General features: G+C 56.2%; 8 protein-coding genes. All 8 read left to right on the top strand.

Annotation, left to right across the window (positions count from 1 at the left end; translation table 11 throughout):
- The first annotated feature begins 330 nt into the window (after positions 1-330).
- A complete protein-coding gene (locus B5M42_RS02520) occupies positions 331-696 on the top strand; it encodes a hypothetical protein (RefSeq protein ID WP_134748614.1) in 366 nt (121 codons plus the stop codon).
- Between the two features lie 82 nt (positions 697-778).
- Positions 779-2,491, top strand: coding sequence for a B12-binding domain-containing radical SAM protein (locus B5M42_RS25465; protein WP_167689500.1), 1,713 nt, complete (start codon positions 779-781; stop codon positions 2,489-2,491).
- Positions 2,492-2,512: 21 nt separating this feature from the next.
- A complete protein-coding gene (locus B5M42_RS02510) occupies positions 2,513-3,442 on the top strand; it encodes an NAD-dependent epimerase/dehydratase family protein (RefSeq protein WP_134748619.1) in 930 nt (309 codons plus the stop codon).
- A 245-nt stretch (positions 3,443-3,687) separates the two neighbouring features.
- The gene (locus tag B5M42_RS02505) at positions 3,688-4,701 is read left to right on the top strand and encodes a tetratricopeptide repeat protein (RefSeq protein WP_134748621.1); all 1,014 of its coding nucleotides are present in this window, start codon (positions 3,688-3,690) and stop codon (positions 4,699-4,701) included.
- A 175-nt stretch (positions 4,702-4,876) separates the two neighbouring features.
- Positions 4,877-8,155 (top strand): glycoside hydrolase family 44 protein, encoded by a 3,279-nt coding sequence (locus B5M42_RS02500; protein WP_134748623.1) that lies wholly within the window; start codon positions 4,877-4,879, stop codon positions 8,153-8,155.
- A gap of 189 nt (positions 8,156-8,344) precedes the next feature.
- Positions 8,345-8,617, top strand: a complete 273-nt coding sequence (locus B5M42_RS02495; RefSeq protein ID WP_134748625.1) for a hypothetical protein — start codon at positions 8,345-8,347, stop codon at positions 8,615-8,617.
- A 133-nt stretch (positions 8,618-8,750) separates the two neighbouring features.
- A complete protein-coding gene (locus tag B5M42_RS25460) occupies positions 8,751-11,963 on the top strand; it encodes an ATP-binding protein (RefSeq protein ID WP_167689503.1) in 3,213 nt (1,070 codons plus the stop codon).
- On the top strand, positions 11,932-12,591 hold the full coding sequence (locus B5M42_RS02485; RefSeq protein WP_167689505.1) for a response regulator transcription factor: 660 nt from the start codon (positions 11,932-11,934) through the stop codon (positions 12,589-12,591). Before B5M42_RS25460 ends, B5M42_RS02485 begins: the two co-directional genes overlap by 32 nt.
- The last annotated feature ends 230 nt before the right edge of the window (positions 12,592-12,821 follow it).

Below are 12,821 nucleotides of genomic sequence, written 5' to 3'. Positions count from 1 at the left end.
TTAGTGCAGGGAAAGCCTGATTTGGAAGCGGGACCTATATGCGTGAGTCGGAAGCGATTTGCTTTTCCGGCTTGCGCATTTTGCTTTTAGCCAGCTGTGTTTGGCCGGGCGGGGAGGCACGCTTTTGTTGCGGTGAAGGCAGCCGGGGCCGGGGCGGAAGGTTGGGTTCGTAGTATGGGTTTGACATCGATTAAAAATTTTTGTAATATACAAGGTACAACAGAGGTTGATCGCTGGCCAGCATCAATATATAGGCAAGATGGGCTTGAAAGCGTTTACTGACGGTTCCCGCCCCGGTTTTTCACATGTAAAAGGAGGAAGATGTTGTCGATGTCCAACTTGGGGAAATTTACAAAAAATACGGCGATTGTCGCCAGCGCAGCGGTTGTAGTAGGTGCAACTGGGCTTGTTACTGGCGCCGAAGCTTCAAAATCGGGTGTCGTTTCGTATGTGTACGGGACGGTCACAGTAACGAAAGTGTCAACAGGCAAATCTTCCACGCCTTTCGTCGGGCTGAGCCTGTACGAAGGAGACAAAGTCGTTACCGGCAACGGAACGCTGACTTACAAAATCAACAATCAAGGCGACACGTACACTGTGCTCCCTTATACGACGCATACTGTACCAAAGCCGGCTAATAACTGCGGCGAGTTTTGTCTGGAAACGCCGACGGCGATTATGGGCGTTCGCGGCTAGCTCGATTGTGATTGGCAGGTTCATGCGCCCCTCATGCCATTTGGCATGGGGGGCTATTCTTACACAAAGGAGTATCGTTGACGTGCATATTGTTCATCTGAGCGCCCCGGGACGCTTCCCTACGGTCATTCATGATCCGGGCATGTGGCGGCATTTGCTGGATACAACGCCACATAAGGTGGAGCGCTGCAATATCAATCCGCGCTGGTGGGAGGTTATCCTCGACCCAACGACGAATACCTGGCTTGGCGTCTGTGACGAGCAGCTTTCTGCAAGCGCTCGGGAAGCTGCGACGGCGTTAGCCGATTTGTGTGATTCCCGCGTATACAAGGAATTTATTGATTATCGGCAAGCCGTGCACGCTGTCGTCCGGCATTTGGAGCTGCTGCAGCAAGCGCAGCCGGAGCTGATCTTCAACCTGATTGCCGGAGCGATTGTTTACGACGTTAATTATCATGACAGCCGTTCGCTGGTCGAGTATGCGTACCGACAGACGGTGTTGTCGCGCTCGATCGAATTGGCTCTGGATATCGTGCCTGCCAAGTTTGACGCCCTGCTTGTGTCCGTCGCCTCGTCGGAGGAGCTGCTGAACGCGTTGATTTGTGTCCGTTTGCTCAAGGAACGGGTGCCCGGTCTGTACGCGTGTCTGATCGATCACGGTTATGAAAATTATTCCCTGCACGCCCATATGGCGAGCTTGCAGCGCAGCGGGCAGCTGGAACGATTGTTCGACAGCGTCATTGCGTCGCGCGACGACCGCGATGTGCTGGTGCCGCTGCTTGTTGAGGAGCTGGCGCAAGGGCGTCGCGCATCCGGTTATCTGACCAGAGCCGATTTGGCCGACGCCGATTACAAGCTGAGCCCCAAGCGTTATGCTGCCCCGGAACGAACGCGCCTTTTTTCGCCGGAGCCTGTATTATGGACAAGAATCAGCGAAAGAAGATGTTATTGGAGCAAGTGCACGTTCTGTACGCAAAATGCCAAATATGAAAGTTCGCTCGTTCCTTTGCGCAGTGAAGTGGAGCCGGCGGTGCAGCGGCTTGCGGCGTATGTCGAAGCGGGATACGAAACGTTTATTTTTGCGGATGAAGCGTTATCGCCGGCCATGCTGCGAACGTTATGCGAGGTATTGATCGAGCGCAAGCTGCGCATTCGCTGGGCGTGCCGCTCGAAGCTGGAGCTGGCGCATACGCGCGAGCTGTTCGAGCTGCTGCGGGAAGCGGGCTGTTATGAGGTGCTGTTCGGACTGGAGTCGATCGTGCCCCGGATTCAAAAGCTGATGGACAAGTACACGCCCGGTCTTGACGAAGCGGCTGTGCGCCGGATTTTGGGCTATGCGCGAGACGCGGGAGTCGGATTGCACATGAATCTGATCGGCGGGTTTCCCGGCGAGCAGTTGGAAGAGCTGGAGACATCGGTCGAATTCCTGATTTCGGCTGTTCGGGAGATCGATAACGTCACGTTTTTGTTAAACCGGTTTACTGTATTTCCCGATACGCCAGTACAGCGGCAGCCTGCGGCATTTGGTTTGCGGCTGCATCCGCCGGAAGGCGATATGCCCTCCTATTATCCGTATTCGTTTGCCGAGGAGATCGCAGAGGCATCGCTGCGGACGCATCGAGCGATTGAAGACTATACGGCGGTTTTGCTCAACGAGCTTGGGTGGCTGCGCTTTGGCGCCGGGGGAGGCATGGACCCGACGGTGTATTTGTATTTTGCGACCGGACACGGAGCGATATTGAAAAAGCAGGCGGGGCATTTTTTTCAAAATCCTGCACAGGCTTTGCAGCCGTAGTCATGCGGACAGGAGGTTATTATGCGAATATTTGTAACCGGGGCTTCCGGCAATATCGGACGCGCGGTGGTAGAGGAATTGCTGCGGCAGCATCATGAGCCGGTCTGTCTCGTGCGCAGAGATGTGATGCTACCCGGCTGTTCGCTCGTATACGGCGATCTGGCGCAGGCTCGCGAGCTGGACAAGGAGCTGGGCAAGGCCGAAGCAGTCATCCATTTGGCGAGTCCGCGTTCGACAGAGCGCGAGCAGGTGGTGGCTGAAGATATATTGGGGACGGGGCAACTGCTGGACCTGTGGCGTCGGGGGCCGTTTGTGCTGGCCAGCAGCCAAACCGTGTACGGTATTCCCCAGGAGGTGCTCAGGGAGGGCGCGAGCACCGACCCAGGCAGCTGGTATGATCTGGGGAAAATTTGCAACGAGCATCAGCTGGCGATGGCAGCTGCGCAGGGAGCAAAAGGAGCTGCGCCCAAAACAGGAATCAGCTTGCGCATTCCGCTGCTGTACGGAACCGGCAAGGGGCGGTTCAATCGACAATATTTGTTGTATGTGTACCAGCATTGCAAGCGCAACGGCGTCTTTTACTTCGATTCGGAGGAGGGGCTGGAAACATACGGCTCGTCGTTTATCGGAGAAGCGGATTGCGGCCGCGCTTTTGCTGCTGCGCTTGATGTGCAGCAATCGGGCGTGTACAATGTGGCGAGCGGATTTTGCACGTGGAAAACGTTGATTGAACAAATCAACCGCTGGGCCGGCACCCGGGCCCGGTGGGCTGTACGCCGCGCAGGCGGTCCGCAGCCGGACGAATTTCGACTTCCGCAATCCGTATCGCTGCTGGATACGACGCGATTTAACGGCATCGCGAAATTTGCGCCCGCCGATTCCGTCGAGGCCATACTTGAAGAGTATATCGGCTTGGACCCGTATCTGGAGCGGCCGGGCAGCCGGGTATGATACGGCTTGTGTTTGCTCGGAGGTTTGCTTGCGCTGGCTACAGGCGAGCGCGGTTTATTTGTATCTCGAATGCGACAACGACAAAAGGCAGGTTACCTGGTAACGTGCTTTTTTGTGATTTTTATCGATTTTACGGATGGACACAATGGCAAACCTCCACTAAATCGCTATAATGAAAGTAAGCAGAGACGATCAACAGCATCGGGCCGGCTGCGTCAAGTCGGATAGTGGAAGGGGTAACGCTAATGAAGGATCGGCTCCTTTCTGTAGTGGAAATCATGAAATATGAATGGTCCCGGCAGGTGCACGCAAATTCGTTTCTTTATTTCAGCAAGCTGCGGGAAACCGAACCGGCTGCTGTGCAGATCGAGCGGATTACCCATGCGATAACGCTGCATCCCACGGATGCCCAGGCGTATTACTTTCGCGGGCTGGCGTTGTATGACAGCTCCTCGTATGACCGGGCGGCGGCTGATTTTACGCGTTGCTTGCGGCTGGACCCCGGGATGCGGCATGTGATTAATTGCCGGGGGATGTGCTATTACCTGCTCGGCGATTACGACCGGGCTTTGGCTGATTTCGAGTGTTCAAACAGCGCGGATGTGTGCAACATGTTCGCTTATCGCGCCGATATTTACAGTCGCAAGGGTGATGTGGAGCGGGCGCTGGCCGATTTGTTGCGGGCACTGGAGCTGGAGCCGGAGCATCCGGATCTGATTTACCGGCTCGGCCGGCTGCATGCGGAAGCGGGGCGTTATGAGCAGGTGCTGGCGTCGATGGACCGGCTGCTGGCGTATCATCCGGCATCGGCTCGGGCGTATGGGCTGCGCGGCGAAGCGTGCCTGCGGCTGGGGCGGGATGAAGCGGCGCTGCTCGATTTAACCCGCTCGCTTGAGCTGGCGCCTGAAGACAGCCGCTATGCGTATTGCCGGGGCGTGGCCCATTTCCGGCTGCGGCGTTATGAAGCTGCGCTGGCCGATTTCCAGCAGGCGTTTGAACTTGGCTATGCGCCATTAACCCGGCTGCTGCTGTATATGGGGCGCACGGAGCTAGCGCTGAAGCACGCGCGCGCTGCGCTGGAGCGGCTGAACACGGCCGAGCGGCAGCTGAAAACGGATGCGCGGCTGTATTATTTTCGCAGTCAGGCCCACAAGGAGCTGGGCGATTTTGTCAGCTATAAATTGGATTTGCAGCGGGCGCGTCATTTGAATGCGCGGATCGACCAGGAAGCGTATGCGATGGACGAGCAAGAGCTGTAGAGCCGCCGGACAGGAAACCTCGCAAGAGGTTTTTTGTTGTTTTTAAAATAAACCATTGGATAATTAGTTCTTTCGGCCTATATCAAATGTGTGAGATCACACATACCTCGCGGAAGTTTTTTGTTACAATGGGAACCGTTGTTTAGAAAGTTCCGATACGGAGAGGAGACAAACGATGTCTGGTTTTGAAAAAAAGAAAAAAGGACGCTGGCCGGCGCTGATGCTGGCTGCGGTCCTGCTGCTCGGCAGCATGGGGCTGAGCGGAACGCACGCTTCCGCAGACGATACGGCTCCCGCAGTCGTGACGACGGCTGCAGTCAGCGCGAGATCGGTCGATGCAGGAGGCTCTGCGTCAGTGACGGTCCAGATCGATATGGAGCAAGCGGCTGATTTGCTGGTTGATGTGGAAATTTTTGATCCGCAGATGAACAAGGTGCATCAAGCTTTTATCGATAACATCGCGGTGGAAGCGGGCGTGACCCGTTCGCTGCCATTTACGTGGCAGGTTCCGGCCCAAGCGGCGGTAGGAACGTATACCATCAGCATCGGAATTTTCGGGGCGGGCTGGAACGGCATGTACGACTGGCACGCCGGAGCGGCGACGTTTCAGGTCGGCGCCGGCAATGGCGGCGGCAATTCGGGAGGAGACGGCGGTGGCAATCCGACGCTGCCGGCTCCCGGCGGGCTGACTGCTGCAGCGGCCAGCGATGCCGTTGCACTGAGCTGGAACGCGGTCAGCGGCGCGACCGGCTACGAGGTGGAAGCCGACGGCACGGTCGCGGCACAGGTGGCCGATGCGGCATATACGCACAGCGGGCTGACGCCGGACACAGCGCACAGCTATCGCGTACGCGCTGTCGACGCCGGCGGTCCCGGAGCCTGGTCGGCTCCGCTGGCTGTGCGGACGGCGCTCGCGCCGGGCAGCTCGCCGGTCAAGATGACGGTGAAGACGGGCACGAGCGCAAGCACGCAAATGATCAGTCCCGAATTCGAGTTTTACAACATCACGGGACAGCCGATTGCGCTGAATACGCTCAAGCTGCGCTACTACTTCACCATCAATGGCGAGAAGCCGCTGGCGATCGGCTTTTGGGCCACGACAGCTGCTGCGAATGTGACGACGCGGTTCGTCAAAATGCCGATTCCTTCAGCCGCCGCCGACTATTATCTGGAAATCGGCTTTACTGAGGGGGCGGGCCAACTGAACCCCGGGGCGAAAGCAGGCGTATACACGTGGATCAACAAGGAGGGCTGGACCTCTTTTACGCAAACGGATGACTTTTCGTTTATCAACAGCGCGACTTATGCCGAAACGAGCCGCACGCCGGTGTATATGAACGGTACGCTCGTTGGCGGCAGCGAGCCGGAGCTGCTGGATATCCCGGCTTTTCCGGTGAATGTTGCTGCAGTGCCGGCTGACACCAGCGTCACCTTGAGCTGGGATGCGGTGGCTGGTGCAGACAGCTATGAGGTGCTGGCCGACGGGACGCTGAATGAGAATGTGCAGACCGCTGCGTTCACCGATGCTTATCTCAAATCGGGCACGCGCCATACGTATCAGGTGCGCAGCCGCAAGGGCGCGAATGTCAGCTTGTGGAGTCAACCTTTGACTGTCAAAACGACCGGCCAGCAAAACCTGCCCGCTCCGATCAATGTTCGGGCGACGACGGGCGAACAGCAAATTGCGCTGAGCTGGAATGCGGTGCCCGAAGAGATCACCGGCTATGAGCTGGAGGTCGACGGTCAATTGGTGGATAACGGACTGGCAACAAGCTATATGCATAGCGGCTTGACTGGCGGCACCTCCCATACGTATCGCGTTCGGGCGAAGGACGGCGCGACGTCCGGCGTCTGGAGCGAGCTGCTCCGGTTGAACACGGTGTTCACGCCAAGCGGTCCGTTCAACGTATCGTTCACCGTGGATCCGGAAGCGGAACGTGCGCCGATCAGTCCTTACATTTACGGAACGAATGACGATTTGACCGATACCGAAGGCTTTACGGCCCGCCGGATCGGCGGCAACAGGCTGTCGACGTACAACTGGGAAAACAATGCTTCCAATGCCGGAACGGACTGGATGCAATCGAGCGATGGCTTTGTGCCGTGGTACTATGGCGGAGTTCCGACGTCGGATGTCGGCATTCCCGGCATCGGCATCACCGCTTTTCACGAGAAATCGCTGCAAAAACAGGCGTATTCGCTGATTACGCTGCCAACTGCCGGTTACGTTGCCAACGACCTGAACGGTCCGGTCGACGCTTCCGAGAAGGCGCCTTCGAGCCGCTGGGTGGAAGTGAAGCCGGCTAAAGGTGCGCCGTTCAGTCTGACGCCTGATTTGAACGATAATGTTGTATACGAGGATGAGCTGGTTAACCTGCTCGTCAGCAAGTTCGGCGATGCGACCTCGCCGACAGGCATTCACGGTTATGAAATCGACAATGAACCGGGCTTATGGAACGATACGCATCCGCTGATGCATCCGAACAAACCGGGCAGCGCCGAAGTATTGAACAAAGGCATTGCGCTGGCCAAAGCCGTGAAAGCTGTTGACCCGGCTGCGGAAATGTTCGGTCCGGTCAGCTATGGCTTGAGCGAAATGCTCAACATGCAGGCTTCTGACGACTGGAACACGGTCAAGGGCAATTATGCCTGGTATGTCGACTACTACCTCGATAAAATGCGCGTTGAATCGCAAAAAGAAGGCAAGCGCCTGCTCGATGTGTTCGATTTGCACTGGTATCCGGAAATTAGCGGCGGTGGCATCCGCATCACGCGCAGCGACGCCAATGACAATATCGAAGCGAACAAAGCGCGCATTCAAGCGCCGCGTTCGTTGTGGGACCCCAGCTTCACGGAAAACAGCTGGATTGGCACTTGGTACAGCGCGTTCCTGCCGCTGATTCCGCGGATGCAGCAATCGATTGACGCCTTCAATCCGGGGACGAAGCTGGCGATTACGGAATACAATTACGGTGGGGAAAGCCATGTATCCGGAGGGATGGCCACTGCCGACGTGCTGGGGATTTTCGGCAAATACGGCGTCTATCTGGGCAGCTACTGGAAAATGGTCAACAATACTTCGGCTGCGCCGTATACGTCGGCTGCGTTCAAAATTTACAACAATTACGACGGCTCCGGCGCCAAATACGGCGATACGAAAGTAAAAGCCGATACGTCGGACATCGATAACAGCTCGATCTACGGCTCGGTGTTCAAGGATAGCAACAACAAGCTGCATCTGATTGTGATCAATAAAAACTACGATTATCCGATGACGGCGCAGCTGCAAATTGGAGGCAGCCAGACGTACACGTCGGGCCGCGTCTGGGCGTTCGATCAAAGCAGCCCAACGATCACGGAGCGCGCGCCGATTACGGCGATTAGCGGCAACCAGCTCAATTATGAAATTCCGCCGCTGACGGTTTGTCATATCGTGCTTGACGCCCAACCGTAAGCAAATCGCTCTTTGCACAATCCCCGATGCCGGAAGGCGGTCGGGGATTGTTTGCTTTTGGCAGCAAGGAAAAGGAATTATGTATACATAACTTATATTATGTAATCTTATAATGAAAAGGATGTTCAGCCCATTGTCATGGCCCTATAATAGAAGAAACGAAAACAAATTGGCGAGGAACGATCGGGGATGCGAAGTGGAGCAATACGCAAGCTGGCGTGTTACGGGATTGGCTTGGCAATAGCGTGGTCCGGGCTTCTTTGTTCTTATTTGACCGGCACCCTGGAGCTGGAGACGATGCTTTTTGCGGTGGCGGCTGCAGGCTTGCTTGCAGGCCGTTTGCTGGAGCTGGTCGACCGGAAGCGGGCGGGTCAGTTGGAGGGCTGGCGACTGGGCAGCGATCAGGAAACGCTGCTGGTGGCGGCCTTGGCGTTAGCTTTGCTGATAATAGCAAGCTGGTAGCAGGAAGAACGCCGGGGAGCGAATATTCGGCCTATGCGTGCGACAGGCTGTTGGGACATCTGGGCGAGCTATTATGCTGATGTCCTTTTCGCGTTATAATAGAAGAATCTTGCAAGCGAAGGGACGAGTTTCTGTGCAACGAGCAACCCTTAGACATGGTCCGGGCTGGACAATCTGGACGATCCGTTCTGTGCTGCTGCTGGCCATCCTCTGTCTGCTGCCGATTTCCGTCGCGGGTGCGGGTGCTTCTATCGATGCGGGGGATAAGCTGCGGGCATCCGGTGCTGCTATTCAGACCTTGCACGAAGGCTGGCAAATGCGCAAGGGCGATTCGCCTGTCGATGCGAATGGCGTTCCGGTCTGGATCAGGGACGACTGGCAAACGGCACCGCAAGCTAGCATAGCTGACGCCTCGATGCTGTGGTACAAAATCGTGCTGCCGGAGCGGCTGGAGGCCGATTCCGTGCTCGTTTTGGAGGATTTTTATCAAGTATTTGCTGTATACGCAGATCAGCGGCTGTTATACCAGCGCGGTGAGTTTAATGGACGTAAGCAATTTTACAGCGACCGCTGGACGATGATCGCTTTGCCGGCGGAATTGGCGGACAAGCCCTTATATATTCGGATTTACGGCATGCCTTATGAGCAGGCCAGCATTCGGTTTCATCCGTTTGTGGGTGCGCGAGCCGAGGTGATCCGCGCTTTTATTGCAGAGGGCTGGTTATTGTGCGTGTTTGCGTTGTTTTTTGCTTTTATCGCATTGGCCGGATTGTTGTTTTTTGTGTTTTTTCCGCGTAATCAAGCTTACGGTTATTTGTCTTTGCTGGCGGGTTGTGCCGCGCTCTGGGTATTTTCGTATACCGATATCAGTCTGTTGATGATCGATGCGCCAATAGCGCTTCATTTTATTTATTATCTGGTTTATCATGTGATGATTGTTGCTGCCTATGGTTTTTTTCAAGCGCTGCATACGTTTGGAGATCGGGCGGAACGACATTTGGTATGGGGACGGCGCGCGTATTATATCGTCACGGCTTATGCGGTAGTTGTGAATGTTGAGCTCGCGGAAGCTTCCGCTGCCTATATGCTTGTGATGCTGCTGGCGCTGGCCGCGCTTGTGCATGTATTTGCGGTAATCGGCTATTCGGCGCTGCGGAGTCGGCTGCCGGAGGCACGAATGGTCTTTGCGGCTTCGTTGGTGCTTGTTGCGATTGGCATGATCGATTTGTATCAGGTGATGTTTGGCGTCTCGTTTCGCTGGCAAATGCACTTGTTCCGCGGGCAGCCGTTATTTCCGCTGGGCTATCTGGTGTTTATCGGCGCGCTGGCCTGGATTCTGGTTCGACGGATCATGGACAACCAGCGGCAGCTGAAGCGGTACTCGCAGGAGCTGGCGGCAAGCACGCAAGCTTTGCAAAAACTGGATCGGCTCAAGGATGATTTTCTGGCGAATACCTCACATGAGCTGCGGACGCCGCTGAATGGCATGATCGGGATTGCCGATTCGTTGCTGGACGGAGCGGGCGGGCCGGTCACAGAGCCGTTGCAGCGCAATTTACGGATGATTGTGAACAGCGGCCGCCGGCTGCTCCATTTGGTCAACGATATCCTGGATTTTTCGCAGCTCAAGCATCAAGCAATGGCCCTGCAGCTCAAACCGATGCGTCTGCAGGAAGCTGTCGAGCTGGCCCTGGAGGTGGTCAAGCCGCTCGTCGGGAGCAAGATGTTAACGTTAGCCTGTGAGATCGCGCCTGATCTGCCGCCAGTTGTTGCGGATGAAAACCGGCTGCAGCAGATTTTATATAATCTGCTCGGCAATGCGATCAAATTTACGGAGTCGGGCTCGGTCGTTCTCAGTGCAGTAAAGCATGACGGCTTTGCGGAAATTGCAGTGACCGATACGGGGATCGGGCTGGCCGCCGATCAGACGGACATGATTTTTCAAATGTTCCAGCAAGCTGGAGCGTCCATCTCACGGGAGTATGGAGGAACCGGGCTGGGTTTATCCATTACGAAGCAGCTTGTGGAGCTGCATGGCGGACAGATTTGGGTTAAGCATACGGAAGGCCAACGCGGCGCCACGTTTTGCTTTACGCTGCCACTGGCTGAGCAGGCTGACTTGCCGCCTGAATATGCGGGTGAACGCACGTATGTTCCTGCTGCAGCCATCGCCAGCGAAACGGCACCCGTCGCTTGGACGGCAGCGGAGCCGGATCACGGGGATACGGCGGCGGTGATATCGATTCTCGTGGTCGACGACGAGCCTGTGAACGTGCAGGTGCTGATCAATTATTTGACCCTGCAGCATTATGAAGTGACCTATGCCCAAAGCGGCGCAGAGGCGCTTGAACGGCTGGCGGACGGCCCCAAGCCCGATCTGGTTCTGCTCGACCTGATGATGCCCAAGCTCACCGGGCTCGATGTATGCCGGACGATTCGCCGCACGTACGATGTGAACGAGCTGCCGATTATTTTGCTGACTGCCCAGAATGCGGATAAGGGGGTGCTGCAAGCTTTTGCTGCCGGCGCAAATGATTATTTGACCAAGCCGTTTGCCAAAGAGGAGCTGCTGGCCCGGGTGCAGACTCATGCGCGAGTCGCGGCCGCTTCCGAGGAGATGCGGGCGATCAAGGAAGCGGTGCAGGTCGGCGCCGGCCATCTGCGCCATGCGATGAAAAACGATTTGGGCGCCATTCGCTTGTTCTCCGAGAAAATTCAGGAGTTCGCCGTGCGCAGCGCAGCCGAAGGTTTGATCAGGGACAGTGGCATCATTATCAAGCGCAGCAGCCATTTGATGGAAATGATGAAGCGGGTGAATGTGCTGACCTCCGATATCGAGCTACTGCCGGAGCGGGGCGATGCGATCAAGCTGGTGCGAACGGTGCTTGCCGCCTTTGAGCCGTTGTTGGCTAAATTGGACATTCGGCTGCTGCTGGACGAATCGGACCCAACGCCGCTGCTGCTGGATTTCGATCCCGTCCATATGGAGGAAGTTATTCATAATCTGGTGCAAAATGCGATGGAGGCCATGCCTGACGGCGGCGAGCTGCGCGTAACAGCGATTCGGCTGCCCGATGCCGACCTGCTGCAATTTGCCGATACGGGCGAAGGTATTCCCAGCGAGCATCTGCCCCACGTACGCGAAATGCTGTACTCGACCAAGTCGGGCGAGCAGCATTTTGGCTTCGGCTTGCACTATTGCGAACGGGTTATCAACAAGCACGGCGGCTCGCTGCATATTAGCAGCCGGGAGGGCGTCGGGACGACGGTCACGCTGCGCTTTGCCCGGGCAGATGAGGGAAGGGAGGAACAGAATGAGCCGACAAATTCGCGTGCTTCTGGTTGAAGACGACGAGGATTGGATAGAGGGGATTCGCTGGATGATTGAAAAAGCCGACGACCTGGTGTTCCTCGGCGCAGCTCGCGATCGTACAGCCGCGCTCCAACTGATCCAGCTGCTGGATGTCGATGTCGTGCTGCTCGATATTATGCTGGACCAAAGGCCGGACGGCATTTCCTTGATCAGCGACATGCTGGAGCTGCGTCCCGACGCCAAGCTGATCATGCTGTCTTCTATGGAGGACGGGGCGTGGGTAAGCGAAGCTTTTTTGTGGGGCGCTCATAATTATATTGTCAAGTCCAGCGATTATCACGATATTCCGCAGGCGATTCGCCAAGCGTATCGCGACGATGCGGGCATACATCCTTCTTCGGCGCGGATCGTCCGCTCCGAGTTTATGCGCATCCATCGCGAGCGGATGAACAAGCTGCTGACGGCACAGGAGAAACGGCTGCTCGGTCTGGTTGCCGAGGGCCGGTCCACGGCGCAGATTCTGGAGCTGCTGCAGATTGAGGAGCATTCGCTGGCCAATCATATCACGAATATTAACAAAAAGCTGGGCACGAAAAACCGCAAGGAAGCCGCCCAATTCGCCCAACGCAAGGGCTTGCTTGACGAAGCGGAACCGTCCTAGATCATATCCTGCGGGTGCCGCAGCAAGGAAAAACTCCTATACCGGTTATAGGAGTTTTTAGTTTGGTTCCAGGCATGAATTAAGGGTACAACGGGCAGCGATTTATCGGTATAGTAAACGTATAAGAGGGGGAATAAGAGAATGAAACTTCACTGGACGAGACCTATCTTATTGTGGGCCGGGCTGATCCTGCTGTACGCAGCTGCACAGTTCACGGTGCATACGTGGTT

The sequence above is a fragment of the Paenibacillus athensensis genome, assembly GCF_004514475.2.
Taxonomy (GTDB): Bacteria; Bacillota; Bacilli; order Paenibacillales; family NBRC-103111; genus Paenibacillus_AL; species Paenibacillus_AL athensensis.
The sequence above is the reverse complement of the archived record's forward strand: the minus strand, read 5'-3'. Positions and strand labels throughout refer to the sequence as shown.

What these genes read in the sequence shown, in the direction of transcription:
- B5M42_RS02520 (WP_134748614.1), top strand. Translation starts at nt 331, where the DNA reads ATGTCCAACTTGGGGAAATTTACAAAAAATACGGCGATTGTCGCCAGC.
- B5M42_RS02510 (WP_134748619.1), top strand. Translation starts at nt 2,513, where the DNA reads ATGCGAATATTTGTAACCGGGGCTTCCGGCAATATCGGACGCGCGGTG.
- B5M42_RS02505 (WP_134748621.1), top strand. Translation starts at nt 3,688, where the DNA reads ATGAAGGATCGGCTCCTTTCTGTAGTGGAAATCATGAAATATGAATGG.
- B5M42_RS02500 (WP_134748623.1), top strand. Translation starts at nt 4,877, where the DNA reads ATGTCTGGTTTTGAAAAAAAGAAAAAAGGACGCTGGCCGGCGCTGATG.
- B5M42_RS02495 (WP_134748625.1), top strand. Translation starts at nt 8,345, where the DNA reads ATGCGAAGTGGAGCAATACGCAAGCTGGCGTGTTACGGGATTGGCTTG.
- B5M42_RS02485 (WP_167689505.1), top strand. Translation starts at nt 11,932, where the DNA reads ATGAGCCGACAAATTCGCGTGCTTCTGGTTGAAGACGACGAGGATTGG.